General features: G+C 63.4%; 20 protein-coding genes. 11 read left to right on the top strand and 9 right to left on the bottom strand.

Annotated features, from left to right (window positions below; all coding sequences use genetic code 11):
- Window positions 1-131: 131 nt before the first annotated feature.
- The gene (locus NKI70_RS04915) at window positions 132-1,601 is read left to right on the top strand and encodes a M48 family metalloprotease (RefSeq protein ID WP_023680559.1); all 1,470 of its coding nucleotides are present in this window, start codon (window positions 132-134) and stop codon (window positions 1,599-1,601) included.
- Window positions 1,602-1,614: 13 nt separating this feature from the next.
- On the opposite strand, the gene NKI70_RS04910 is transcribed toward NKI70_RS04915, so the two are convergent.
- Window positions 1,615-2,472, bottom strand: a complete 858-nt coding sequence (locus NKI70_RS04910; RefSeq protein ID WP_023680558.1) for an RNA polymerase factor sigma-32 — start codon at window positions 2,470-2,472, stop codon at window positions 1,615-1,617.
- Window positions 2,473-2,797: 325 nt separating this feature from the next.
- On the opposite strand from NKI70_RS04910, the gene NKI70_RS04905 reads away from it, so the two are divergent.
- The 3 genes from NKI70_RS04905 to NKI70_RS04895 all read left to right on the top strand — a co-directional run bounded on the left by NKI70_RS04905 (window position 2,798) and on the right by NKI70_RS04895 (window position 5,144).
- The gene (locus tag NKI70_RS04905) at window positions 2,798-3,571 is read left to right on the top strand and encodes an amino acid ABC transporter substrate-binding protein (RefSeq protein WP_023721021.1); all 774 of its coding nucleotides are present in this window, start codon (window positions 2,798-2,800) and stop codon (window positions 3,569-3,571) included.
- A 122-nt stretch (window positions 3,572-3,693) separates the two neighbouring features.
- Entirely contained in the window at window positions 3,694-4,374 is a 681-nt protein-coding gene (locus NKI70_RS04900; protein WP_352471183.1) for an ABC transporter permease subunit, read from the top strand.
- Window positions 4,371-5,144, top strand: coding sequence for an amino acid ABC transporter ATP-binding protein (locus NKI70_RS04895; RefSeq protein WP_352696851.1), 774 nt, complete (start codon window positions 4,371-4,373; stop codon window positions 5,142-5,144). The genes NKI70_RS04900 and NKI70_RS04895 overlap by 4 nt, the downstream gene beginning before the upstream one ends.
- A 78-nt stretch (window positions 5,145-5,222) precedes the next feature.
- Here NKI70_RS04895 and NKI70_RS04890 read toward each other — a convergent pair whose 3' ends face one another.
- The 6 genes from NKI70_RS04890 to NKI70_RS04865 all read right to left on the bottom strand — a co-directional run bounded on the left by NKI70_RS04890 (window position 5,223) and on the right by NKI70_RS04865 (window position 13,205).
- Complete coding sequence (locus tag NKI70_RS04890) at window positions 5,223-5,804, bottom strand: CarD family transcriptional regulator (RefSeq protein ID WP_006327799.1); 582 nt, start codon at window positions 5,802-5,804, stop codon at window positions 5,223-5,225.
- 368 nt (window positions 5,805-6,172) lie between these two features.
- Entirely contained in the window at window positions 6,173-6,511 is a 339-nt protein-coding gene (gene fdxA / locus NKI70_RS04885) for a ferredoxin FdxA (protein ID WP_292664799.1), read from the bottom strand.
- A gap of 148 nt (window positions 6,512-6,659) precedes the next feature.
- Entirely contained in the window at window positions 6,660-7,046 is a 387-nt protein-coding gene (locus NKI70_RS04880) for an RNA-binding S4 domain-containing protein (protein WP_352696849.1), read from the bottom strand.
- 12 nt (window positions 7,047-7,058) lie between these two features.
- Window positions 7,059-10,466 (bottom strand): helicase-related protein, encoded by a 3,408-nt coding sequence (locus NKI70_RS04875; protein WP_352696847.1) that lies wholly within the window; start codon window positions 10,464-10,466, stop codon window positions 7,059-7,061.
- Between the two features lie 731 nt (window positions 10,467-11,197).
- Entirely contained in the window at window positions 11,198-11,923 is a 726-nt protein-coding gene (phbB, locus tag NKI70_RS04870) for an acetoacetyl-CoA reductase (RefSeq protein WP_023678447.1), read from the bottom strand.
- A gap of 94 nt (window positions 11,924-12,017) precedes the next feature.
- Window positions 12,018-13,205, bottom strand: a complete 1,188-nt coding sequence (locus tag NKI70_RS04865; protein WP_352696845.1) for an acetyl-CoA C-acetyltransferase — start codon at window positions 13,203-13,205, stop codon at window positions 12,018-12,020.
- Window positions 13,206-13,483: 278 nt separating this feature from the next.
- Between NKI70_RS04865 and phaR the strand changes: the two genes are divergently transcribed.
- Window positions 13,484-14,092 (top strand): polyhydroxyalkanoate synthesis repressor PhaR, encoded by a 609-nt coding sequence (gene phaR / locus NKI70_RS04860; protein WP_352454871.1) that lies wholly within the window; start codon window positions 13,484-13,486, stop codon window positions 14,090-14,092.
- Window positions 14,093-14,158: 66 nt separating this feature from the next.
- On the opposite strand, the gene NKI70_RS04855 is transcribed toward phaR, so the two are convergent.
- A complete protein-coding gene (locus tag NKI70_RS04855; RefSeq protein ID WP_352634179.1) occupies window positions 14,159-15,307 on the bottom strand; it encodes a citrate/2-methylcitrate synthase in 1,149 nt (382 codons plus the stop codon).
- Between the two features lie 92 nt (window positions 15,308-15,399).
- Here NKI70_RS04855 and NKI70_RS04850 point away from each other — a divergent pair, with 92 nt between their 5' ends.
- The 6 genes from NKI70_RS04850 to NKI70_RS04825 all read left to right on the top strand — a co-directional run bounded on the left by NKI70_RS04850 (window position 15,400) and on the right by NKI70_RS04825 (window position 23,541).
- Window positions 15,400-16,488 carry a citrate synthase/methylcitrate synthase gene (locus NKI70_RS04850; protein WP_352634177.1) on the top strand — a complete coding sequence of 363 codons (1,089 nt, stop codon included), beginning with the start codon at window positions 15,400-15,402 and terminating at the stop codon, window positions 16,486-16,488.
- Between the two features lie 184 nt (window positions 16,489-16,672).
- Window positions 16,673-17,455, top strand: a complete 783-nt coding sequence (locus NKI70_RS04845) for a 3-hydroxybutyrate dehydrogenase (RefSeq protein WP_352696842.1) — start codon at window positions 16,673-16,675, stop codon at window positions 17,453-17,455.
- Between the two features lie 26 nt (window positions 17,456-17,481).
- Entirely contained in the window at window positions 17,482-18,612 is a 1,131-nt protein-coding gene (locus tag NKI70_RS04840; RefSeq protein ID WP_352572011.1) for a patatin-like phospholipase family protein, read from the top strand.
- Between the two features lie 280 nt (window positions 18,613-18,892).
- On the top strand, window positions 18,893-20,104 hold the full coding sequence (locus NKI70_RS04835) for an efflux RND transporter periplasmic adaptor subunit (RefSeq protein ID WP_352724341.1): 1,212 nt from the start codon (window positions 18,893-18,895) through the stop codon (window positions 20,102-20,104).
- 2 nt (window positions 20,105-20,106) lie between these two features.
- Window positions 20,107-23,283: an efflux RND transporter permease subunit gene (locus tag NKI70_RS04830; RefSeq protein ID WP_352724340.1), complete on the top strand. Its 3,177-nt coding sequence runs from the start codon at window positions 20,107-20,109 to the stop codon at window positions 23,281-23,283.
- Window positions 23,284-23,382: 99 nt separating this feature from the next.
- Window positions 23,383-23,541 (top strand): DUF3309 family protein, encoded by a 159-nt coding sequence (locus NKI70_RS04825; RefSeq protein ID WP_023678456.1) that lies wholly within the window; start codon window positions 23,383-23,385, stop codon window positions 23,539-23,541.
- A 53-nt stretch (window positions 23,542-23,594) separates the two neighbouring features.
- On the opposite strand, the gene NKI70_RS04820 is transcribed toward NKI70_RS04825, so the two are convergent.
- Window positions 23,595-24,566 (bottom strand): SDR family oxidoreductase, encoded by a 972-nt coding sequence (locus NKI70_RS04820; RefSeq protein WP_352572005.1) that lies wholly within the window; start codon window positions 24,564-24,566, stop codon window positions 23,595-23,597.
- Window positions 24,567-24,626 lie beyond the last annotated feature (60 nt).

Genomic DNA, 24,626 nt, shown 5'->3' with positions numbered 1-24,626 from the left:
CGGACGCACGAAGGACGCCGTAGCACTTGATTTTGCGCGTGATGCTTTCCGGAAATCGCGCCCGATTTTCGCGGTCACGTGCCAGGACTTGAAAGGAAGCCGATCTGCCGACCGGCATCGACAATCGGAGGGTGAAACCGCTGGCGCGCTTTCTGGCGCTGGCCGGTCTCGCCGTGGCGCTGGCAAGCTGCCAGATGTTCACGCCTCCCGACGTGCAGGAATCAGGCTTTCAGCCCTCAGACAAGCCGATCACGGTCGACAATGTCGCCGCCAACGGCAAGCTCGCTCAACTGGCGAAGGCGCAGCACCCGCGCATCCTCGCCACCTATGGCGGCGAGTATTCCGACCCCAAGCTCGAGCGCATGGTGGCCAAGATCGTCGGCAGACTGACCGTGGTGTCGGCCAACCCAACCCAGACCTACCGCATCACCATCCTCAACTCGCCCAACGTCAATGCCTTCGCGCTGCCGGGCGGTTATCTCTACATCACCCGCGGCCTGCTGGCGCTGGCCAACGATTCGGCCGAGCTTGCCGCCGTCATTGCGCATGAGATGGGCCACGTTACGGCCAACCACGGCCTGCAGCGCCAGCAACTGGAAGCCGAGGAGGGGTTGGCGACCAAGGTCGTTTCGGATGTGCTCGGCGACAACCCGACCGCCAAGGCGGCGCTGATCCGCGGCAAGCTGAGGCTGGCCCAGTTCTCGCGCAATCAGGAGCTGGAGGCCGACGCCATCGGCATCAAGTCGATCGGCGAAGCCGGTTTCGATCCCTACGCCGCCGGCCGCTTCCTGCAGTCGATGTCGGCCTATACCGATTTCCGCTCAATCAGCGGCGCTACCGACGCCAGCCTCGACTTCCTGGCGACGCACCCCAACACGCCGCAGCGTATAGACCTCGCGCAGCGCCACGCCCGCCAGTTCGGCGCGCCCGGTGTCGGGTCGCGCGACCGCGATTCATTTCTTGCCGGCGTAGACGGGCTGCTTTACGGCGACACGCCGGAGGAAGGCTATGTGCGCGGCGAAACCTTCCTGCACCCTGGCCTCGGCGTGTCGTTCTCGGTGCCCAACGGCTTCGTCATCGACAATTCGGCGGCGGCGGTGACGGCGACCGGCCCGGGCGACATGGCGATCCGCTTCGACGGCGTTTCGATCGACAAGAACCGCTCGCTGACCGACTACATCCGCAGCGGTTGGGTTGCCGGCCTCGACGACAGCAGCGTGCGCCAGGAGACGATCAACGGCAACGAAGCGGCAACCGCGCATGCCGGCGCCGATGGCTGGCAATTCGATATTGCGGTGATCCGCGCCGGCGGCCAGGTCTACCGCTTGCTGACCGCGGCACCTTCGGCCAGCACCTCGCTGAGCACGGTGGCGCGCTCGGTCAGCGGCTCGTTCCGCATCCTGAGTGCTGCCGAGAAGGCAGCGCTGAAGCCACTGCGTATCCGCATCGTCACGGTGCAGCCCGGCCAGACAATGGGCTCCCTGGCCGCACAGATGGTCGGCGTCGACCGCAAGCTGGATTTGTTCAGGGTGCTCAACGCGCTGTCGCCGGGTGCCGCGGTTTCGGCCGGCGACAAGGTCAAGATCGTCACCGACAAATAGCAGCCGACGCGATTCAGGCTGCGAGAAATTCCGGATTCTGCTTTACCAGCGCCGCCTTGAGCTTTTCCATGGCGCGCGCCTCGATCTGCCGGACACGTTCCTTGGAGATGCCGAGCGTCTCGCCGAGCGCTTCGAGCGTCGCGCCCTCGTCGCTCAGCCGGCGTTCCTCGATAATCCTGAGCTCGCGCGCATTGAGAGCGCCGAGTGCCGTCTTCAGCCACACCGAGCGGCGTTCGACGTCGATCGTATCGCCGACGACCTCATCGGGCAGCGGGTCATCCGAAACCAGGAACTCCATCCGCTCGGTTGCGCCCGCATCGTCGGCTAGCGGCGTGTTGAGCGAGCTGTCCGGCGCCGAAAGGCGGGAATCCATCATCGCCACATCGGCCTCCGATACCCCGAGAGCCGCCGACACTTCGCGGTAGAGCGTGGCATTCGACATCTGCTCGGCGCCGTTTGCCAGGCGGGCGCGCAGACGCCGCAGGTTGAAGAACAGCGCCTTTTGCGCCGAGCTAGTGCCGCCGCGCACGATCGACCAGTTGCGCAGGATATAGTCCTGCATCGAGGCGCGAATCCACCAAGTCGCGTAGGTCGAGAACCGCACCTCGCGCTCGGGCTCGAAACGGGCCGCTGCCTCCAGCAGCCCGACATGGCCTTCCTGGATCAGGTCGCCCAGCGGAAGGCCGTAGTGGCGAAACCGCGACGCCATGGAAATGACCAACCGCATATGCGCGACGGTGATGCGGTGCAGCGCGTGCTGGTCATTGTTTTCCTTCCAGCGCAGCGCCAGGAGATGCTCTTCGTCACGTTCCAGATAAGGGGCTTTCATCGCCGCGCGAACCATGGTCCGTCCTGCACTGTCTTCCATCATGCCGCGCTCCTGCTCCAGGCGTTGCGGTGCGATCGAATCGTGAGTTGGCGCCGATGGTTGAAATGGCGGCGCCGCGCCCTACAACAGCGAAGAACGTGCCATGCGGGGGAATGTTCCCCCGGACTGTCATGTCGATTGCGCTGTTCCAGGCGATTCGCCACCGGCCTTGACTCAGCCGGACGGCGCCGGGAGATACTGGTTGAGAATTGGATTTCAAGGGCGCGAGATTTTTGAAATTTAGTTTCTTATTCTGGCATCGCGCATCTGTCATTTTCCGGCACTCGCAATGACGCCGGACATCGGCCAAGGACGGGATCACAGAAAAATGAAATGGCTCAAATCGCTCATCATCGCCGGAACGCTGCAGGTTCTGGCCATCGCCGCCGGTCACGCCGGCGCCAATCTCGACCAGATCAAGCAGTCCGGCGTCTTCAAGGTCGGCACGGAAGGAACCTATGCGCCTTTCACCTATCATGATGCTTCCGGTGCGCTGGTTGGCTTCGACGTCGAGATCGCGCGGGCCATCGCCGAGCGCCTCGGCGTCAAGGCCCAGTTCCTCGAAGGCAAATGGGACGGGCTGATCGCCGGTCTCGATGCCAACCGCTACGATGCCGTCATCAACGAGGTCGGCATCACCGAGGCGCGCAAGGCCAAATATGATTTCTCCGATCCCTACATCGCCTCCAAGGCGGTGCTGATCGTGCGCGGCGACAACACCGACATCAAGGGTTTCGCCGATCTCAAGGGCAAGAAGGCGGCGCAGTCGCTGACTTCGAACTTCGGCAAGCTGGCTGAAACCAACGGCGCCGAGCTCGTCGGCACCGACGGCTTCGACCAGTCGATCCAGCTGCTTCTTACCGGCCGCGCCGACGCCACCATCAACGACAGCCTGTCCTTCCTCGACTTCAAGAAGCACAAGCCCGACGCCAATGTGAAGATTGCCGCGCAGGAAGAAAACGCCGACTATTCCGGCGTCATCGTACGCAAGGGCGATCCGGAACTGGTGGCCGCCATCAATAAGGCGCTGGCCGACATCAAGGCCGACGGCACCTACCAGAAAATCGCCGACACCTATTTCGGCCAGGACGTTTCGAAGTAAAACGGCTTTCTCGTGTGGGCCGAACGCCGGCCCGCGTCGTTCATATCGCGGCGAGCTGTCTTTTGACGGCCCGCCGCTTTCGCGTGATATGAGCGACGGCAATCTGGCAAGGAGGAGCCTTCGTGCCGCACTGGCTGCAATTGATGCTGGAATCCCTGCCTACGCTGCTGTGGGCTGCACTGATCTTCACCGTGCCGTTGACGCTGCTGTCGTTTGCATTCGGTCTTGTCCTAGGCCTGGTTGTGGCGCTTGTCCGGCTGTTCGGTCCCAAACCGCTGGTCGCCGTGGTCCGCTTCTACGTCTGGATATTCCGCGGCACGCCGCTTCTCGTGCAACTGTTCCTTATCTTCTACGGCCTGCCATCGGTCGGCATCCTGCTCGACGCCTTTCCGGCAGCACTGATCGGCTTCACCTTGAACATCGGTGCTTATTCGTCGGAAATCATCCGCGCCGTCATCGGTTCGGTGCCCAAGGGCCAGTGGGAAGCGGCCTATTCGATCGGCATGACCTGGGCCCAGGCAATGCGGCGCACCATTCTTCCACAGGCGGGACGCGTCGCCGTGCCGCCGCTGTCCAACACCTTCATCTCGCTGGTCAAGGACACTTCGCTCGCCGCCGCCATCACCGTGCCGGAGATGTTCCAGGCAGCGCAGCGCATCGTCGCCACCACCTATGAGCCGCTGATCCTCTATGTCGAGGCAGCGGCCCTCTATCTGATCATGAGCTCCGTGCTGTCGGCCTTGCAGGCGCGGCTGGAAACGCGGCTCAACCGTTATGGCGGCTTCCTGGAGGCGCGCGCATGATTGGCCTCACCAACATCGAAAAGCGTTTCGGCGACAATTTGGTGCTGAAGGGCGTGACCGTCACCATCGAGGAAGGCAGCGTTACGGCGCTTGTCGGGCCGTCGGGCGGAGGGAAGAGCACGCTTTTGCGCTGCATCAACCTGCTCGAGCTGCCGACTTCAGGCACGGTACGGATCGGCGACGATGCACTCGAATTCCACCCCGGCGGCAGGGTCTCGACCAGGGATATCCAGCGACTGCGGCTGCAGACCGGCATGGTGTTCCAGAATTTCCAGTTGTTTCCGCATCGCACCGCGATCGAGAACATCATGGAGGGGCTGGTGACGGTGCTGAAATGGCCCAGGGAGAGGGCGCGCGAACGGGCGCTGGCCCTGCTCGAAAAGGTCGGCATGGCGCACAAGGCCGATGCCTGGCCGGCGACCCTGTCAGGTGGCCAGCAGCAGCGCGTGGCGATTGCCCGGGCGCTGGCGCCTTCGCCGAAGGTCCTGCTCTGCGACGAGCCGACCTCGGCACTCGATCCGGAACTGGCGCAGGAGGTGGTCGACGTGCTCGGCAAGCTCGCCAGCGAGGGCACGACCATGGTGATGGCGACGCATGACCTGCGGCTCGCCTCCAAGATCGCGCGGGAAGTGGTGTTCCTCGATGCCGGCAACATCGTCGAACAAGGCCCGGCCGCGGTGCTGTTCAGCAACCCGGAACGCCAGCGGACCAAGCGGTTCATCGCCACACTAAAGCACGAGGCGGAAAGGGAGGACGGCGGCGAAGGTTAGATATGCATTCTCGCCGGTCAGCCAAAACAAAAAACCCGGCGCAAGGCCGGGTTTTTCTGAATTCGAAAGCAAAAAAGCTCAGGCGGCTTCTTCCTGCTCGGCTTCCTCGTTGTCGGCCTTGGCGCCGCGCTTCGGGCCCTTATTGAGGTTCACCTCGATGAGGCGCACCGCTTCGGTCTCCGACATGCGGTTGACGGCCGCGATCTCGCGGGCCATGCGGTCGAGGGCCGCCTCGTAGAGCTGGCGCTCGGAATAGGACTGCTCCGGCTGGTTATCGGCGCGGTAAAGGTCGCGCACCACTTCCGAGATCGAGATCAGATCGCCGGAGTTGATCTTGGCATCATATTCCTGGGCACGGCGTGACCACATGGTGCGCTTGACGCGGGCGCGGCCCTGCACGACCTTCAGCGCGCGCTCGACATAATCCTCTTCCGACAGCTTGCGCATGCCGATCGAGGTCGCCTTGGCGACCGGCACCTTGAGGCGCATCTTGTCCTTCTGGAAGTCGATGACGAACAACTCCAGCTTGTGGCCCGCGACTTCCTGCTCATCGATCGAGACGATCTGGCCGACACCATGCGCCGGATAGACGATGTACTCGCCGGTCTTGAAACCGTGGCGCGCTGCGGTGGACTTCTTCTGCGGGGTGATCGTTGCCATTACGCCCTGAACTCCTTGTTGTGGTACCGGCATCGTGCCGGCCCGAACTCGTGCGACCGGGGTGACCGGTCCTTAGCCACACAACGATGAACTCACCGGAAAGGCCAGGACCGGCAAATCGCAACATTGCGACCGCCTGCCCCAGATCGCTCTGGTCCGGATTGAGAAATTCACCTTTCAGTGATTTGGGGCGTTTGCGCCATAAATCGACGTTGTGTCACCGGCATGTTTGGTTGATATAACACAAAAAGTCGGAAGAATCAAGGTTTTGCTGCACGCGCGAAGGCCACGCGCCGTCGCCGCCTGTCAAGGCAGTTAATGTATCACGTCTGTTACGCGGCGTCAGGCCGCCGCAGCCGGCAGGCTCGTCAGTCGCCTTCGCCGGGCTCGGGGGAGAAATATTTCTCGAACTTGCCAGTTTCGCCATCGAAATTTTTAGCGTCGGCCGGCGGCTCCTTCTTGGCGGTGATGTTGGGCCATTTCTCGGCATATTCGGTGTTGATCTGCAGCCATTTGTCGAGACCCGACTCGGTGTCGGGCTTGATCGCGTCGGCCGGGCATTCCGGTTCGCAGACACCGCAATCGATGCACTCGTCCGGGTGGATGACGAGCATGTTCTCACCTTCGTAGAAGCAGTCGACCGGACAGACCTCGATGCAGTCCATGTATTTGCATTTTATGCAATTGTCGGTCACGACATAGGTCATTGGTCGGCTCCGGGACGTCCCATTTTATTGGGCTTTTTTGGTGAGGTAACGCCTTTGTCCGCTGGTGGCAAGGGCGGCCCCTGCCAGCGGTGCCGCGGTTTCCGGAATGGAATTCCGGAAGGCCGGCAAAGCGGGCGTTCGACCTTGCTCAATCGTCGCCGAGCAGGTGGTCGGTCTGGCGGCGTTCCTTCTTCGTCGGGCGACCGCTGCCGGCCTCGCGCAACGGCGGCACCGCATCCGGAAGCGCCTCGTCCTTGGGCGCGGGGGGCGGCGACATGTCCTCGTAGAGCAGGCGGGCCTCTTCGGCCGGGCCACGCCGTGCGCCGGTGCCAAGGACTTTCCAGACGGAGATCCGCCGCTCCAGCGTGATGGTCAAAACGTCGCCCGGCCGGACCGTATCGGAGGCCTGCGCTGCTTTGTCGCGATTGATGCGGACGCGTCCGGCGACGACCAGCTTGGCTGCCAGCGTGCGCGATTTTACCGCGCGCGAGAAGAACAGCCACTTGTCGATGCGCTGGCGGGCATCAGTGACCATTGGACGAGCAGCCTACTTCTTCAGCTGGTCGCGCAACGCGGCGAGCTTGGCGAAGGGCGAGTCCGGGTCGAAGCGGACCGGGCGTTCCTCACGCGGCTTTGGCTGGAAGGCGGGTTTTGCGCCTTGGGCGCCGCCTTTGCCGTCCTGCCGGCCAGCCTTCCAGTCGGGCCGGTTTTCGCGCCGGTCCGGGCGTTCACCTTGCGGCTTGCCGGCGCGCTGATCTGCCGCCTCGCCTTGCGGCCTGGGCTTGAACTTGCTGCGATCGAAGCGCGGCTTGCCGGCGCCGTCGCGCTGGTCGTGGCGCCCCTGACGGGCGGGCCGGTCGCCCGGCGCCGGTTGTCCGCCGGCATCTGCCGGCGCATCGCTGCGGCTGTCCGGCGCAGCTTGACCATTGCGCGCGCGATTGTCCCGATGATTGTCCCGGGGGCGGTTGTCATGCTGGCGATGACGCGGGCGCTGGTCGAAACGGCCCTGCCGCCACAACAGAACGGGTTTTGGCTCCTCGGCCTCTGGAGCGGGCTCGCCGGCGACGGCTTCCGCCGTCGTCGCAGGTTCGGCCGGCGATGTTTCCATAGTTTCGAAAACCGGCGGTTCTGCCGGTGCCGCAGCCTCAGTTTCCGCCCCAAGTTCCGCCCTTGGCTCGGCCGCTGGTTCCGCAGGCGCTTCAGCAGTCGCCTCCGCGGCGGGCCGGGTCTCTTGCGTGACTTCTGCCGCAGCTTCAGGGGCTGGAGCTTCCGCGACAGGCTCTGCCGTCGCTTCGGTCACAGCTTCGGCCGCCGCCTCCGCAACAGGAGCCGCATCCGACACAGGTTCCGAAGCCTCCGCCGGCGGCTCTGCCGCGGCAGCTGCTTCCGCCATCCTCGCCTGCTCGACTCGCGCAGCCTCTTCCGCCGCCTGCTTTGCAGCGGCAGCTTCACGCGCGGCATTGTCCTGTGCTTCGAGCCGCGCCTTGACCTCGGCCGCCGGTTTGGCATCGGCGCGATAGCCGAGTCCCTTCAGGATTTCTTCCATGTCGTCGGCGGTGGCGCCGAGGATCGACATCATCGGCGGCGTCACCATGAACGACTGACCGTCATAGGCGCCGTCGGGGCGAGGGCCGAGGCCCGGCTTCCAGTTGGTCGCCGGCCGGATCAGGTCGGCCAGCCGTTCGAGAATATCGACGCGTACAGCACGCCGGCCAAGATTGCGGTAGCCGGCAAGCTTGTAGAAGGTCTTGTCGAAGGTCGGATCGATGACCACCGAGGTGCGGCCGGAGGCCAGTGCGTGAACGACATCGCCGAAGCCGGGCTTGTCCTTGCCGTCGTTTCTCAGCGCCCACAGCAGCGTTATCAGCCCGGCCGGCGCCGGCTTGATCAGCGCCGGGACGAAGACATGGTAGGCGCCGAAGCGCACTCCGAGACGGCGAAGCGCCGCGCGGCCTTCCTGGTCGAGCGACTTCATCTCGTCGGCGATGTCGCGACGGTTGATGAGGCCGAGATGCTCGACAAGCTGGAAAGCGATGCCGCGGCCGATGCCGGTGATCTGCTCGGCATTCTTGAGATCGACCAGCGGCTTCAGCAGGGATTCGATCTGGAAGTTGACGAAGCGCTCGGCGCGCGCCGCAACCTTGTCGCGTGCCGGGCCGGTGAGTTGCTCGTCGGCGAGCAGAACGAGACGCGGCTTCAAAGCGTCTTCGCCGGCGACCAGCGTGCCGATCGGCGCGCCGATCCAGCGTAGCGTGCCATCCGAACCCAGGGCGATGTCGCCATTGGCAGAGGCGCCGAAGCGCTCGGCCCGCGCCTCGAACTCGGCGGCAAGCGCCTTCTGCGCCGCCGCCCGTACCGCCTTGGCGTCCTCGCCGCCGGCGCTCTGGTCGGCGGTGAAGCGGAAACCCTGCAGCTCGCCGACATGATGGCCTTCGACGAGGACGGTTCCGGTTGGGCTGATTTCGGCTTCAGGCATCGTGTTTTCTCTAAGGCGCCGCATGAGGACGGAAGTCCTGCGGTCTACAAAACGTTTCGTCAACCGCTCATGCAGCGCATCCGACAATCTGTCTTCGATTTCGCGCGTCTTTTCCTGCCAGTGTGCCCGATCGGCCAGCCAGCCGGGCCGGTTGGAAACGAAGGTCCATGTGCGGATCTGGGCAATCCTGTGCGACAGCGTGTCGATGTCGCCTTCGGTTGTGTCGGCACGGCGCACCTGCTCGGCCATGTAGTTCTCGTCGACATGGCCATGCCTGGCAAGGTCCATGTAGATGGAGGCGATCAAGTCGGCATGCTGGGCCGGCGCGATCTTCCTGTAGTCGGGCAGCGCGCAGGCTTCCCAAAGCAGCGCCACGCGCCTGGCATCGGTGGTGAGTGCCCGGATGTCGTCGTCGCGCGACAGATGCTCGAGCGCCTGCGCGTCTACTGCCGGCAGTGCGCGCGTCAGGCCTTCTACCGGGGCGTTGGTCTCAATCGAGCGCTTCAGCGCATCGAGGCTGGCGAAATTGAAATGCGCGGTACGCCACTGCAGCACTTTCACCGGATCGAAATCATGCGCCTCGATCTTGTTGACCAGTTCATCATCCAGCGGATCGACCTGGCCGGTGACGCCGAAGGTGCCGTCGCGCAGATGCCGGCCGGCGCGGCCGGCAATCTGGCCGAGCTCGGCCGCCGTCAGGTTGCGGTACTGGTAGCCGTCGAATTTGCGATTCTGGGCGAAGGCGACGTGGTCGAGGTCGAGGTTGAGGCCCATGCCGATGGCGTCGGTGGCGACGAGGTAGTCGACGTCGCCCGACTGGAACAGCGCCACCTGGGCGTTGCGGGTGCGCGGGCTGAGTGCGCCGAGCACGACGGCGGCACCGCCCTGCTGGCGGCGGATCAGCTCAGCGATGGCATAGACCTCGTCGGCCGAGAAGGCGACGATCGCCGTGCGCCGCGGCAGGCGGGTCAGCTTCTTCGAGCCGACATAGGCAAGATGCGACAGGCGTGGTCGCGTCACTACCGACACGCCCCGCAGCAGGCGCTGCAGAATGCCGTGCATGGTGGCGGCGCCGAGCAGCAGCGTCTCCTGGCGGCCGCGCAGATGCAGGATGCGATCGGTGAAGATGTGTCCGCGTTCGAGATCGCCGGCGAGCTGGACCTCGTCGATGGCAACGAAGGCGGCGTCGGTCTCGCGCGGCATCGCTTCCACGGTGCAGACCGAGTATTTCGCGCCCGCCGGCTGGATCTTTTCCTCGCCGGTGATGAGCGCCACCTTATGGGCGCCGACCTTCTCGCAGACGCGCGTATAGACCTCGCGGGCAAGCAGCCTGAGCGGCAGGCCGATGACGCCGCTTTCGTGCGCCACCATGCGCTCGATCGCGAGATGGGTCTTGCCGGTATTGGTCGGGCCGAGCACGGCCGTCACGTCTCGACCCGACAGGATCAGCGGTTCAGTGTGTTTCGGATAGATGTTCATCGGCCTGGAAATAAGGCTCTCTGCCTCGCATTGTCGGGAGCGCGCCCATATTGGCCGCGTATGACAGGCGACACATAGGGATTTCGGGCGCGAAGCGAAAGCGGAATATGCCGAGGGCAGGCCGATTGGTTGGTTCGAAGCCAGAAAATCTGTTCCCGATTAACAGTTGGAACGAGTCTGGAACGAATCAGCGACGAATCACTGACTCGCGCTGATTCAGGGTTTGTTCACGGCTACATCTGGGTTTTCTGTCGGCGAGTCTCACCACATGCTGAATCACGGAAACTGGCCCGATTTATGCAAGTGGCATCCAAGCGAGCACTGCGGTTAACCTTTGCCGGTGAATGGTCGTGGCTGGCCAATCTGCTTCGCACAACATTATGAAATTATTGATGTTTCCTAACGCGCTTCAATCATTTCGAGGGTGTTTTCAGCTCTCGCCGTTAACGTTCCGCTCAAAGCCGGAACGAATCGGCGACGAATCAGAGATAGCCGAAGTTTCTTGGTTTGTTCACCGCTGCATGTTGTGTTGTGAACAGCTTTTCCACCGAGAATCCACAGGCTGCCGGGCGGTTTTTGCATAGGCTGCGCAGCGGCCGTTAACCTTTGCGTGCCGGATTGGGGCAGCGTGCCGCATCGAGATCTTGCAACGGGAAGACCGCTATAGAAACGGGCCGTTTTGCAGGCCCGTTCGTCCAAGCGCGTATCTGTCTCAACGTAAAGATAAACGATCAGGCGATGTACTGGCCGCCATTGGCTGATATGGTCGAGCCGGTGATGAAACCGGCATCGTCGGAAGCGAGGAAGACGACGCAGCGCGCGATTTCCTCCGGCTCGCCGAGACGGCCGACCGGGATGTGCGGGATGACGCGCTCGTTGAGGACCTTCTCGTCCATTGCCTTGACCATCTCGGTGGCGATGTAGCCAGGGCAAATGACGTTGACGGTGATGCCGGCGCGCGCGCCTTCCTGGGCCAGTGCCTTGGTGAAGCCGATATCGCCGGCCTTCGAGGCCGAATAATTGACCTGGCCGACCTGGCCTTTCTGGCCGTTGATCGAGGAGATGGTGATGATGCGACCGAACTTGCGGTCGCGCATGCCGCCCCACAACGGATGCGTCATGTTGAAGACGCCGGAAAGGTTGGTGTCGAGGACCTCTTTCCATTGCTCGCGCGTCATCTTGTGGAACATCGCGTCACGAGTGATGCCGGCATTGTTGACCAGCACCGAGACGGGACCGAGATCGGCTTCGATCTGTTTGATGCCGGCGGCGCAGGCCTCGTAGTCGGCGACGGACCATTTATAGACCGGGATGCCGGTCGCGGCCTTGAACTTTGCCGCCGCTTCTTCATTGCCGGCGTAGTTTGCGGCGACCGAATAGCCGGCGCTTTTCAAGGCGACCGATATCGCCGCGCCGATGCCGCGCGACCCGCCTGTGACGATTGCAACCTTTGTCATGCGTTTCCCTCCCAGAGTGAATGGTGAATGGGGAATGGGGAATGATTATTGCGTAAGCCCTCCGATCTTCCATTCACCATTCACAATTTGCCATTCATCCCATTGCTTCCACGCACATGGCAACACCCATGCCGCCGCCGATGCACAGCGTGGCAAGGCCTTTCCTGGCACTTCTGCGGCGCATCTCGTAGACCAGCGTGTTGAAGATGCGGGCGCCCGAGGCGCCGACCGGATGGCCGATGGCGATGGCGCCGCCATTGACGTTGACGATGGCCGGATCCCAGCCCATGTCCTTGTTGACGGCGCAGGCCTGCGCGGCAAAGGCCTCGTTGGCTTCGACCAGATCGAGGTCGCCAACCGACCAGCCGGCCTTGGCCAGCGCCTTGCGCGAGGAGGGGATCGGTCCCGTCCCCATGATCTGCGGGTCGACACCGGCGGTCGCCCAGGAAACGATACGCACCAGCGGTGTGATGCCGCGCCTTGCGGCTTCCGCTTCGGTCATCAGCACCACGGCGGCGGCGCCGTCGTTGATGCCGGAAGCATTGGCAGCAGTCACCGTGCCTTCCTTGTCGAAGGCGGGCTTGAGCTTGGTCATGGCATCGATTGTCGCGCCGTGGCGGATGTATTCATCCTGGTCGACTACGGTGTCGCCCTTCCTGCCCTTGACTGTAAAGGCAACGATCTCGTCCTTGAATTTCCCGGCTTTCTGCGCGGCCTCGGCCTTGTTCTGGGAAGCCAGTGCGAACTGGTCCTGGTCGTCGCGGGTGATCTGGAACTGGCGGGCGACGTTCTCAGCGGTGTTGCCCATATGATAGCCATAGAAGGCATCGGTCAGGCCGTCCTTGATCATGGTGTCGATCAGCTTGAAATCGCCCATCTTGACGCCACCGCGCAGATGTTGCGCATGCGGAGCCATTGACATCGATTCCTGGCCGCCGGCAACGATGATTTTTGCATCGCCCTGGGCGATCTGCTGCATGCCGAGCGCGATGGCGCGCAAGCCGGAGCCGCAGAGCTGGTTCAGGCCCCAGGAGGTCGCCTCCTGCGGCACGCCGGCGGCCATAGCCGCCTGCCGCGCCGGGTTCTGTCCTTGAGCCGCGGTCAGGATCTGGCCGAGGATGACCTCGTCCACCTCCTTGCCGTCGACGCCGGCACGGACCAGCGCTTCCCTGACGGCGACGGCACCCAATTCATGGGCTGGGGTGTTGGCGAAAGCGCCGTTGAAGGAGCCGACGGGCGTGCGTGCTGCACTGGCGACAACGATGGCGTTGGAAGCGGACATGTTCTTCTCCAGGCTTTCGGGGAACGATTTCGGGTGCCGTCGGGGACTTTTCTTGCCCTTTCCACAACCCGAGTCAAACCCGAAATGGGCATGGCGTCCCACTGCCGCAAGCATGCCGCCCGTCGCTGCAACGGCGGCCCATCCGTGCTGCGCAGCATAAAATGTTCCCGCACTGCACAAACTGCTTGGATTCATGACGCTTTTGCGCATATCCTTTAAAAAGGCGCAATCGTTACCGGCGGCTTACTTAAGCTGCCCGGTGTCCGGGGAGGATGCAGATGGCCGCAAAAGACGAACCTATTGTTATCAAGAAATATGCCAATCGCCGTCTCTACAATACGGGCACCAGCACCTATGTGACGCTCGAGGATCTCGCTGAAATGGTCAAAAGAGGCGAGGACTTTACTGTCCAGGACGCCAAGACCGGTGACGACATCACGCATCCGGTACTGACCCAGATCATCTTCGAGCTGGAGAACAAGGACGGGCAGAACATGCTGCCGATCCCGTTCCTGCGTCAGCTCATCGCCTATTATGGCGACCAGATGCAGATGATCGTGCCGAGCTTTCTCGAGCAGTCGATGCTGGCCTTCTCGAAGGAGCAGGAGCGCTTTCGCGAGCAGATGAAAGATGCCCTCGGCAAGTCGCCGATGGACATGATGAAGATCGCTACGCCGATCAAGGTGCTGGAGGAGCAGACGCGGCGCAACATGGAAATGTTCCAGAACGCCATGCGGCTGTTCACGCCGTTCCCGTCCGCGGGCTCGGCGCCGGCAGCAGCGCCGGCCGAACCGGCCAGGAAGGAAACGCCGGAAAAACCCGACGACCTTCAGGAGCTGAAGGAGCAGATCGCCGCGATGCAGCGCAAGCTCGACACCATGTCGTGATTGCCGGGGCGAGGCGCCGCGTCGAACCTTCGCTCAGGCGCCGCTGAGACTTCGCAAACAGCGCGGCTAGAGCTGCTCCGGCAGCGGCCCCTGGTAGCGGGCGCGTGGCCGGATCAGGCCGTTGCTTGTCACCTGCTCCACGGCATGCGCGGCCCAGCCGACGCTGCGGCCGAGCGCGAACAGGCGGAACGGCGCATCGGACGGCAAACGGAGACCGCGCGTCAGCGCGGCCAAAGCGAAATCGACGTTCGGGCGCATGCCCGTTGCCGCAAAGGCCGCATCGCAAAGCCGTAACAGCCCATCATCGACATCTATCGCGGCCAGCAACGGTTCCGCACGCGGATCGCCGTCGGGATAAAGCGGATGGCCAAATCCGGGCAGCGGCCTGTCGTGACCGAGCCAGCGTCCGACAGCCGCATCCGGCCCCAATCTCTGCGCATCTTCCGCCAGCATCATGACCGCCTCCGCGGCGCCGCCATGACGCGGACCGGAGAGCGTGGCGAGGCCGGCAAGCAGGCAGGCCGAAACAGGTGCACCGGTGGACGCGGCGACCCGCGCGGCGAAGGTCGATGCGTTCAATTCGTGATCGGCCAACAGTACCAGTGAGCGACGGATCAAGTCTGCGCCGGCCGCATCGAGCGACCATCCCCGCGCCAGCCTTTCGTGCACGGCACCAGTTCCGGGATTCGCGCCGAGCGCCTGGGCCAAAGCGGCGATGGCGCCGGCCGCATCGTGGTTGAGCGAAGCCGATCTTCGGCCGAGCGAAGGCCGGCCGTTGGCCGCCAACGCGGCCAATTCCGCGAAGGCAGCCGGCCGGCCAGTTGCGCCGTTGTCATGGCGGCTCGCCGAGACGAACGACACTGGTGCGCCAGATGCCCAAAGCAGGTTTGCCGTCTGCTCCAGCGTGGCAGCCTCGCAGAGAGCAACCGCATCCTGGCCGCGATAGACAAGGCGGCCATGCAAAACGGTCGAGATCGTGGTGGCGATCGCCGGCTCACCCCAGGCAATTGCACTTTCGGCGATTGCCTGGGGATTTCGGCCACGAGCCCGGCGGCTCGCCAGCGCCGCGATATCGTCGGCGCGATACTGGCTGCGGCGTGGATCCGCCCGGTCCGGCCGCACGCCGATGCGTCCGCGGCTGACATAGGCATAGAGGGTCTGGGCTCGCACCTTGAGACGCTCCAGGGCTTCGTCCCGCGTCAGCCACTCCGTCATGTCAGCCTTGTCATGTTGATTCCGTTGATCAAGATTGATGGTCGAGTCACCAACCCTTATCTTCCACCCGGAAAGGGTCAAGGAGAAAACCAATGGCGAATGGGCTCGATGATGTGGTGGCGGCGGAAACGGTGCTCTCCGATGTTGACGGTCTTGGTGGCCGCCTGACCATCCGGGGCCATTCGTTGCCCGAACTGGCAGGCCGCTGGAAATACGCCGAGGTGGTTCATCTGCTGTTCGACGGCTTTTTCGACGATCTTCCCGACGGCAGCGAGCTGGCGAACGCGATCGGTCGGGCGCGCAGCGAAGTGTTCGAGCAGATCAAACCCTTGCTGCCGTTTCTCGCATCCGTCGATATCTACAGCGCGATGCGCGCCGGTATTGCCCTGCTGCCGGATGGCGGCAAATTGTCGGACGCGCTGCGGCTGGTTGCGGCACCTGCCGTGCTGACGCCGGCCTTGCTGCGCTTGCAGCGCGGCGAAAGCCCGATTGCGCCCGATAGCAAGGCCGATCATGCAGCCGACATGCTGCGGATGCTGACCGGCATTGTGGCCTCGCCTAAATTGGCGAAGGCGCTCGATGCCTATCTCGTGACGGTTTGCGACCACGGCCTCAACGCATCGACCTTCGCCGCGCGCGTGGTCGCTTCGACGCAGGCCGGGCTTACTTCGGCGGTGCTGGCCGGGCTCGGAGCGCTCAAGGGGCCGCTGCATGGCGGCGCGCCAGGTCCGGTGATCGAGATGCTGGATGCGATCGAGGCGCATGGCGACGCCGCCGGCTGGCTGCGTGGCGAGATCGCGCGTGGCCGCCGCATCATGGGCTTCGGGCATCGCATCTACCGTGTGCGCGATCCGCGTGCCGACGTGCTGAAAGCGGTGGTGCGGCAGCTCGGCGCCAAGGGCGAAGCCGGCCACCGGCTGGCGTTTGCCGAAAGCGTGGAGCAAGCGGCGCTCGAAGTGCTTCTCATCGCCAAGCCGTCGCGCTCGCTCCAGACCAATGTCGAGTTCTTCACAGCGCTCCTGCTGGAAGCGGCGGGCTTTCCGAAAGAGGCGTTCACCAATGTCTTTGCTGCCGGGCGCGTCGCCGGCTGGATTGCCCATGCGCGCGAGCAGCAAACGAGCGGACGGCTGATCCGGCCGCAGTCGCGCTATATCGGGACGGTGCCGGACCTCGTCGCCTGACGAGCTTTCAGCGCATGCTTTGCGAAACGAGGCAACGACCTCTCTTAGGGGACGAGAGAGGTCTACATGACAAAAATTTCATGTCATTGCTCCACACATCCGCTGTTCTTGGGTGACAGAGAGCCTATATGCTGCAGTGCAGCATGGTTCCACGGGAGCCCGCCTCGAAAGGAATAAAGCCGCCTTGACCGCCAGAAAAACCGCCATCATCACCGGTTCCACCTCGGGCATCGGCCTGGCCATTGCTCACGCGCTCGCGGCCGAAGGCTGCAACGTCGTCGTCAATTCCTTTTCCGACACCGCCGACGATCACGCCATCGCCGACGCAATCGCGAAGCACCACCAGGTGAAGACCGTCTACGTCAAGGCCGATATGTCGAAGCCGGCCGAGTGCCGGACTTTGGTGGCGAAGGCAGCCGAGGCATTCGGCTCGGTCGACATCCTGGTCAACAACGCCGGCATCCAGCATGTCGCGCCGGTCGAAAGCTTCCCGATCGAGAAATGGGATACGATCATCGCCATCAACCTGTCATCGGCCTTCCACACCATCGCAGCCGCCATCCCGTTGATGAAACAGGCCGGTGGCGGCCGGATCGTCAACGTCGCCTCGGCCCACGGCCTTGTCGCCTCGCCGTTCAAATCGGCCTATGTCTCGGCCAAGCATGGCATTCTGGGCCTGACCAAGACGGTCGCCCTGGAGCTGGCGCGCGACAAGATCACCTGCAATGCCATTTGTCCCGGCTATGTGTTGACGCCGCTGGTCGAGGCGCAGATCCCCGACCAGATGAAGGCCAACAAGATGGACCGCGAGACGGTGGTCCGTGAGGTCATGCTCGAAAAGCAGCCTACCAAGGAGTTCGTCACCGTCGAGCAGGTTGCGGCGGCCGCGGTGTTCCTATGCTCGGATGCGGCGGCGCAGATCAACGGCGCGCACATCTCTGTCGATGGCGGCTGGACCGCTCAGTGAGGCTTCCAGCGGTCAAGGGCCACGCCATGCCGAAAAATGGCAAGGCGGAAGAGCCAAAGAAGATCAATGTCGCGCTGCAAGGCGGCGGTTCGCACGGGGCGTTTTCCTGGGGCGTGCTCGATCGGCTGCTCGAGGACGGGCGCCTCGACATAACGGCGGTTTCGGGCACCAGCGCCGGCGCCATGAATGCCGTGGCGCTGGCCGACGGCTTTGTCCGCGGCGGTGTCGAGGGCGCGCGGCGGAAGCTCGACGATTTCTGGCGTGCGGTGGCGGCAAAGGGCCGCTTCAGCCCGGTACAGCGCATGCCTTGGGACGTCGCCTGGGGCAATTGGTCGATCGAGAACACGCCCGGCTATTTCCTGTTCGATACGATGTCTCGGGTATTTTCGCCCTATGTCGCCAATCCGCTCGCCATCAATCCGCTGCGCGACGTGGTCGAACGTGAGATCGATTTCGACAATGTGCGCGCCTGCAAGTCGATGGAACTGTTCATTTCCGCTACCAATGTCGAGACCGGCCAGTTGCGGGTCTTCTCGGACGGCGAGATCGACCTCGACACGGTGATGGCGTCGGCCTGCTTGCCGCAATTGTTCCGTGCCGTCGAGATCAAGGGCGTGCCCTATTGGGATGGCGGTTATGGCGGCAACCCGGCACTGTTCCCGTTCTTCAAGACGGCGGCCACCGAGGACGTGCTTTTGGTGCAGATCAATCCGGTGGTCCGCGAGGGAACGCCGAAGAGCGCCAATGAGATCCAGAACCGCATCGACGAGATCACCTTCAATGCCGGGCTGTTGCGCGAATTCCGCTCGATCGCCTTCGTCAAGGAACTGATCGCCGCCGGCCGATTGCCGCACGGCGAATATCGCGACATCCGCATGCACCGCATCGATGCCGACGAAGCGTTCAAGGATCTGTCGGCATCATCCAAGGTCAATGCCGAATGGGCGTTCCTTGCCTATCTGCGCGACCTCGGCCGCACCGCAGCCAGTGATTGGCTGGAAGAAAATTATGACGCCGTCGGCAAGCGGCCGACGATCGATCTGTCCGGCGAACTCGACGACGGCTTGAAGCCGGTGCGCGGGCCGGCGCCGGGCCGGCGGGTCAAGGAATTTCTTGCGGCGCGCAAGCAGCCCGAGGCCGCCCGCCGTCCGGCCTAGCTGCTTCGCAAGCAGATGGCATTCGCAATCCGTCAATCATCCTGACACTTGCTGCCATACCGCTGTTTTGGCGATCAACAGCCGATGCTGCAGCCGCATCTTTGCGGACAAAGCAACAACCCATCAACTTTTCTGACTATATTGCGATGCAACTTTGAGGTAGAAGCGCGCTTCGCCGATCACGGCAATTTGAATACGGCCTCGCGCGCACCCATATCGGCGACGCGCCCCAAGTAGAAGATGCGGCCTGGCCGAACCCCGCGCACTGGAAAAAATGACGATGCCGAAATTCAGGTTTCACAAGCTTGCAGCCATTGTTGTGCTCATCGGGTTCGCCGGCTGGATGGCGACAGGCGAATTCTCGTCCGTCGGCAGCGCGTCCGCCGACAACAAGCCCAAGGCAGGAGAGGTCGAGCAGCCCAAGGCAGCCGACGCAGGCAAGCCCCAAACTGGCAAACAGGGGGCTGCCAAGCCGGGGACTGCCGAGGCGGAACAGCCCAAGGCGCCGTTACGCACGGTCGCGGTCATAACCCCGCCGCGGCGCACCTATGCACGCGCTATCCGCATTTCCGGACTGACCGAAGCCGATAAGCGCGCCGTCCTGGCGACACGCGTCGCCGGCGTCATCGACAAGCTGCCGGTCAAGCAGGGTCAGCACGTCAAGACCGGCGACCTCATCCTGATGCTTGCCGCCGAGGAAAAGATCTCGGCGGTCGACAACGCCAAGCAGCTTGTCGTGCAACGTGAGGCCGAGCTGGCTGCGGCCCTGCGGCTGATGAAAACCGGCAATCTGCCCAAGCTGCAGCTCGATACGGCCCGTTCCAACCTGACGCTGGCCAAGTCGCAACTGGACGCAGCGCAAGCCGAGCTCGACCGCAACGAGGTGAAGGCGCCCTTCGACGGCGTCATCGACCGGGTGCCGGTGGAGCTTGGCAGTTCCGTCATGCAGGGCGGCGAGGTGGCGACCATTCTCAAGCTCGATCCGGTGATCGCACGCGGCGAAGTCAGCGAACGCGATCTCGGCTATCTGAAGATCGGTGACGAAGCCAATGTGCGCCTGGTCAGTGGCCAGACCGTCAAGGGTACGGTGCGCTACATCAGCCGGGATGCATCTTCGGCAACCCGTACCTTTCGGGTTGAAGTCGCTATCCCCAATGCCGATGGGTCCGTACCGGCCGGCATGACGGCAGAAATTGCGCTCAGCGCCCAGCCGACCGACGCCGTGATGCTGCCGCGATCGGTGGTGACGCTCGGCGACAAGGGCGACCTCGGCATCCGCGCCGTCGACAAGGACGACAAGGTCGTGTTCTTCCCGATCGATCTAGTCGACGACACGCCAACCGGCCTGGTGCTCGGCGGCATTGCGGCCGACGCCCGCATTATCGTCGCCGGCCAGGAGCTGGTGAAGGAAGGCGAGGTGGTCAAGCCGGTCGCAGCCGACCAGGCGACCATTCAAAAGCTGTTGGGCGAAGCGACGGCCGGGACGCAGTAATCATGGACATCGTCAAACTTGCTATCAGCAATGCCCGGCTGACCATTGCGGTCCTGGTCTTTCTCATCCTTGCCGGTGCGGTCGCCTACCAGTCGACGCCGAAGGAAGCGGAACCGGATGTTCCGATTCCGATGATGTATGTCAGCCTGATCTACCAGGGCATCTCGCCGGAAGACTCCGAGCGCCTCCTGCTGCGGCCGATGGAAGCCAAGCTGAAGAGCCTGAAAGGCCTCAAGGAGATGCGCTCGGCCGCCTTCCAGGGCGGCGGTTATGTGCTGGTCGAATTCCAGCCACAGACGGATCTCGCCACCGCGCTGCAGGACACGCGCAGCAAGGTGCAGGACGGCAAGGCCGACCTGCCGCAAGCGGCTGAGGAGCCCGTGGTCTCCGAGGTCAACATCTCCGAGTTCCCCGTCCTGGTCGTGACGCTGTCGGGCGAGGTGCCCGAGCGCGTGCTGACGGCGGCGGCGCGCGAGCTGCGCGACCGCATCGAGGAAGTGCCTGGCGTGCTCGAGGGCTCGCTGCAGGGTGCGCGCGACGACCTCGTCGAAGTTGTCATCGATCCGATGAAGCTGTCTTCCTACGGGCTGCAGCTCGACCAGTTGATCGGTGCGGTCGGCGCTTCCAACAGTCTTGTCGCCGCCGGCAACATCGAAGGATCCGAGGGCAAATACGCGGTCAAGGTGCCCTCGCTTATCGAGACGCCAGAGGATGTGGCGGCGCTGCCGGTCGTCGCCGGCCCCAATGCGGTGGTGCAGGCCAAGGACATTGCCACCATCCGCTCCACATTCAAGGACGCCGAGACGGTCACCCGCCTCGACGGCAAGCCGGCGATCGCCATCGAGGTGAAGAAGCGCATCGGCTCCAACCTGATCGATACGATTGGCAAGGTCAGGGAGGTGTCCGACGCCTTCATCAAGACGATGCCGGAGGGCATGCACGTCACCTACACGCAAGACAAGTCCGTCTTCGTGAACCAGTTGCTCGGCGACCTGCAGAACCACGTGATGATCGCCGTCATCCTGGTGTTCATCGTCATTCTCTACGCGCTGTCTGGCCGTGCCTCGCTGCTGATCGGATTGGCCATCCCCTCGTCCTTCCTGATCGGCATCCTGTTGCTGGCAATGATGGGCTACACGATCAACATGATCGTGCTGTTCAGCCTCATCCTGGCGGTCGGCATGCTGGTCGACGACGCCATCATCGTCACCGAATTCGCCGAGCGACGCATGAGCGAGGGCATGCCGAAGGAGCAAGCGTTCGCGCTTGCCGCCAAGCGCATGGCCGGCCCGGTCATCGCGGCGACGATGACGCGCATTGCCGCCTTCTCGCCGCTGTTGTTCTGGCCGGGCATTATCGGCGACTTCATGAAATACATGCCGATCACGCTGATCGTGACGCTCTCGGCCTCGATGCTCTATGCGCTGGTCTTCGCGCCGACGCTGGGCGCGATATTTGCCAAGGCGCCGGCCCATCACCCCGACGACAATCGCGACGGCTGGTACATGGCCGTGGTCAAGCAGGCGGTGCATTATCCCATCACCGTGCTTGTCCTCACTGTGGCGCTGTTGTTCGGCGTCGGCTACGCCTATTCGAAATTCGGTGCCGGCGTCGAATTCTTCCCGAATGTCGAGCCTGACTACGGCCTGCTCTATGTCCACGCCCGCGGCAATCTTTCGCTTGCCGAAATGGACGCGGCCACCAAGACCGCGGAAAATCGACTGCTCGGTTGGCCGGGCGTGAAGTCTGTCTATACCCGTGTCGGCAAGACGCAGGGCGGCGGCCAGGATGTTCCGGAAGACGTGGTTGGCGTGATCCAGTACGAATTCGTCGACTGGCGCGAGCGTAAATCGGCGAACTCAATCCTGGACGAACTGCGCGGCGTTATGGCCGGCATTCCCGGTGTCGACGTCGAGGTTCGCGTGCCGGAAGCCGGCCCGCCTACCGGCAAGCCGATCCAGATCAGGCTTTCGGCCGTCGATCCGAAGGGCCTTGACGACAAGGCCCGCGCCGTCGCCGCGCGCATAGCCAAGGTGCCCGGCGTCATCGATATTTCCGACGGCCTGGCGCCGCCCGGCGTCGACTGGGCGCTCGAGGTCGATCGCGCCAAGGCGGCGCAGTACGGCATCAGCCCGACTGCGGTCGGAACGGTGGTGCAACTGGTGACCAACGGGCTGAAGCTCAGCGAATACCGGCCCGCTGGCGCCGACGATGCAGTCGACATCAGGCTGCGCCTGCCCGAGGATCGGCGCACGCTGTCGACGCTCGACGAACTCAGGGTGCAGACCGCTCAAGGCTCGGTGCCGATCTCGAACTTCGTCGTGCGCAAGCCGGAGCCGACGGTCGGTATCCTCAACCGCATCGACGGTGCGCGAACGGTCGTCGTCCAGGCCAACGTCGCTGCCGGCGCCCAGGTGGCTGCCGTCCAGCAGGAGGTCACCAAAGCTGTCGCCGACATGAACCTCGGCAGCGGCATTCGCTGGAAGCTTGCCGGTTCGAATGAGGACAGCGCAGAGGCCGGTGCCTTCCTCAGCAAAGCCTTCGGTGCGGCGATCTTCCTGATCTTCATCGTGCTTCTGGCGCAGTTCAACAAGTTCACCAGCGTCTGGCTGGTGCTGTCCTGCGTGGTCATGGCGACGATCGGCGTGTTCCTCGGGCTGCTGCTGACGGGAGAGGCATTCGGCATCGTCATGTCGGGCATCGGTGTCATCGCGCTGGCCGGGGTGGTGGTGAACAACAACATCGTGCTGATCGACACCTATGACCGGTTGCGCGAAGAGGGCTGGGACAAATACGAAGCCGTTCTGCAGACCTGCCGCGAACGTGCCCGTCCGGTGGTGCTGACGGCGGTGTCGGCGATCCTCGGCGTGCTGCCGATTGCTTTCGGCCTCGGCCTCGAAATCTTCCATCACGAGACGACGATCAACGCGCCGTCGACGCAATGGTGGATTTCGCTGTCTTCGGCGATCGTCTTCGGGCTGTCCTTCGCCACCGTGCTGACGCTGGTGGTGACGCCGTCGATGCTGATGGTGTTTACTCGCGCCAAGGTCAAACCCGGTGCGCGTCGTGGCTGGTTCAGTCGCCTGTTGGGGCGTCGAAAGGCCGAAATCCCGTCGAAAGGCCTGGACGCCGATCTGGGTGCCGAACCGGGGATCGCCTTCCCGAAGGCCGCCGAATAGAGTCCGGATCGCCATCCTGATCAAGCAAAGGCCGCCCGGGAACAATGGGCGGCCTTCTGCATTGTTCCGTCATTGCAACCTCAAAGCGAGGATTTTCTGATGACGATCAGCACCATTCTCATCATTATCCTTATTCTTATTCTGATCGGCGCGGTTCCGGCATGGCCGCATTCCCGGTCCTGGGGTTACGGACCATCCGGCATCGTCGGCGTCATCCTGATCGTTGTCCTGGTGCTGCTGTTAATGGGCCGGATCTGAGCGCAACCTTCCTCCCGAACAGCGGCGGATGACCATCAGGCCATCCGCCTTTTTTAAGTTCCTTGTTGGGCAGCTTTTTGCGTCGTCTTGATCGTGGCGATGCCGATATCCTCAAGCGCTTCCGACACTGCATCTTCCAGCGGCGTGTGCGGGATCGTACCGATAACGCTTTCCAGCCTGCCCGAAACCAGCCGGTGCGGCTCGAAGCGGAGATAGGACATCGAAACGATCTCGCGCCACATCGCCACGAACGGGCTGCCGGCGCGCAGCACCCACCACGGCATCGACGTCAGCTTCAGCGTGCGTCCGAGCGCCTTCTCCGCGGCCGCCTTGATGTCCAGATCGGTCACCGCATGGCCAGGAAAGTTCAGCGCCTCGTAGGAGCCGAGCTTGTCGAGACTGTCAGCCAGCCCGACGAAGGCCTTGGCCAAGTCGCGCAGATAGGCCCATTCATGCACGAGATCGACCGGCCCTGGGGCGGTATAGACGCCCTTGGTCATCTTGGCGGCAACAACCAGATCGAACCACGATCCGCTGCCGGTACCACCGAAGAAATCACCGGCGCGCAGCAAGATCGTGCGCACCCGACCCGCGTCGGCCTCGCGGCGAAACAGATCTTCCATGGCGACGCGGATGCGGCCCTTTTCCGTCGTCGGGCGAAACGGCGTGTCTTCGGCGATCACCGCCGGCATCTGCGAACCGTAATTGTAGACGGTGCCCGGGAAGAGATGCAGCGCGCCGTTCGCCCGGCAGGCAGCCATCACATTCTCGGCCATCGGCAGGCATTTGCTCCAGTCGGTGTAGAGCGGGTTGAGGCCGTTGAAAATGATATCGACGCCTTCGGTCGCGCGGATCAGCGCAGCACGGTCGAGCGCGTCGCCGGCGATCGCCGTAGCGCCTTTGAGCTCGGCCGGCACCTTGCCGCTGCGGGTGACAGCGCGGACATCGTAGCCGGCATCGAGGAAGGCCATGGCGACCGTGCGGCCGAGGCGGCCATTGGCGCCGAGAATTGCGATCGTGGTCATTGTTCGTCTCCGTGTTGCGTTACGACCCCAATATTGTATCTTCGCAAACGAATGAAAATT

Source organism: Mesorhizobium sp. M0500 (assembly GCF_040321165.1).
Lineage (GTDB): Bacteria > Pseudomonadota > Alphaproteobacteria > Rhizobiales > Rhizobiaceae > Mesorhizobium.
The sequence above is the reverse complement of the archived record's forward strand: the minus strand, read 5'-3'. Positions and strand labels throughout refer to the sequence as shown.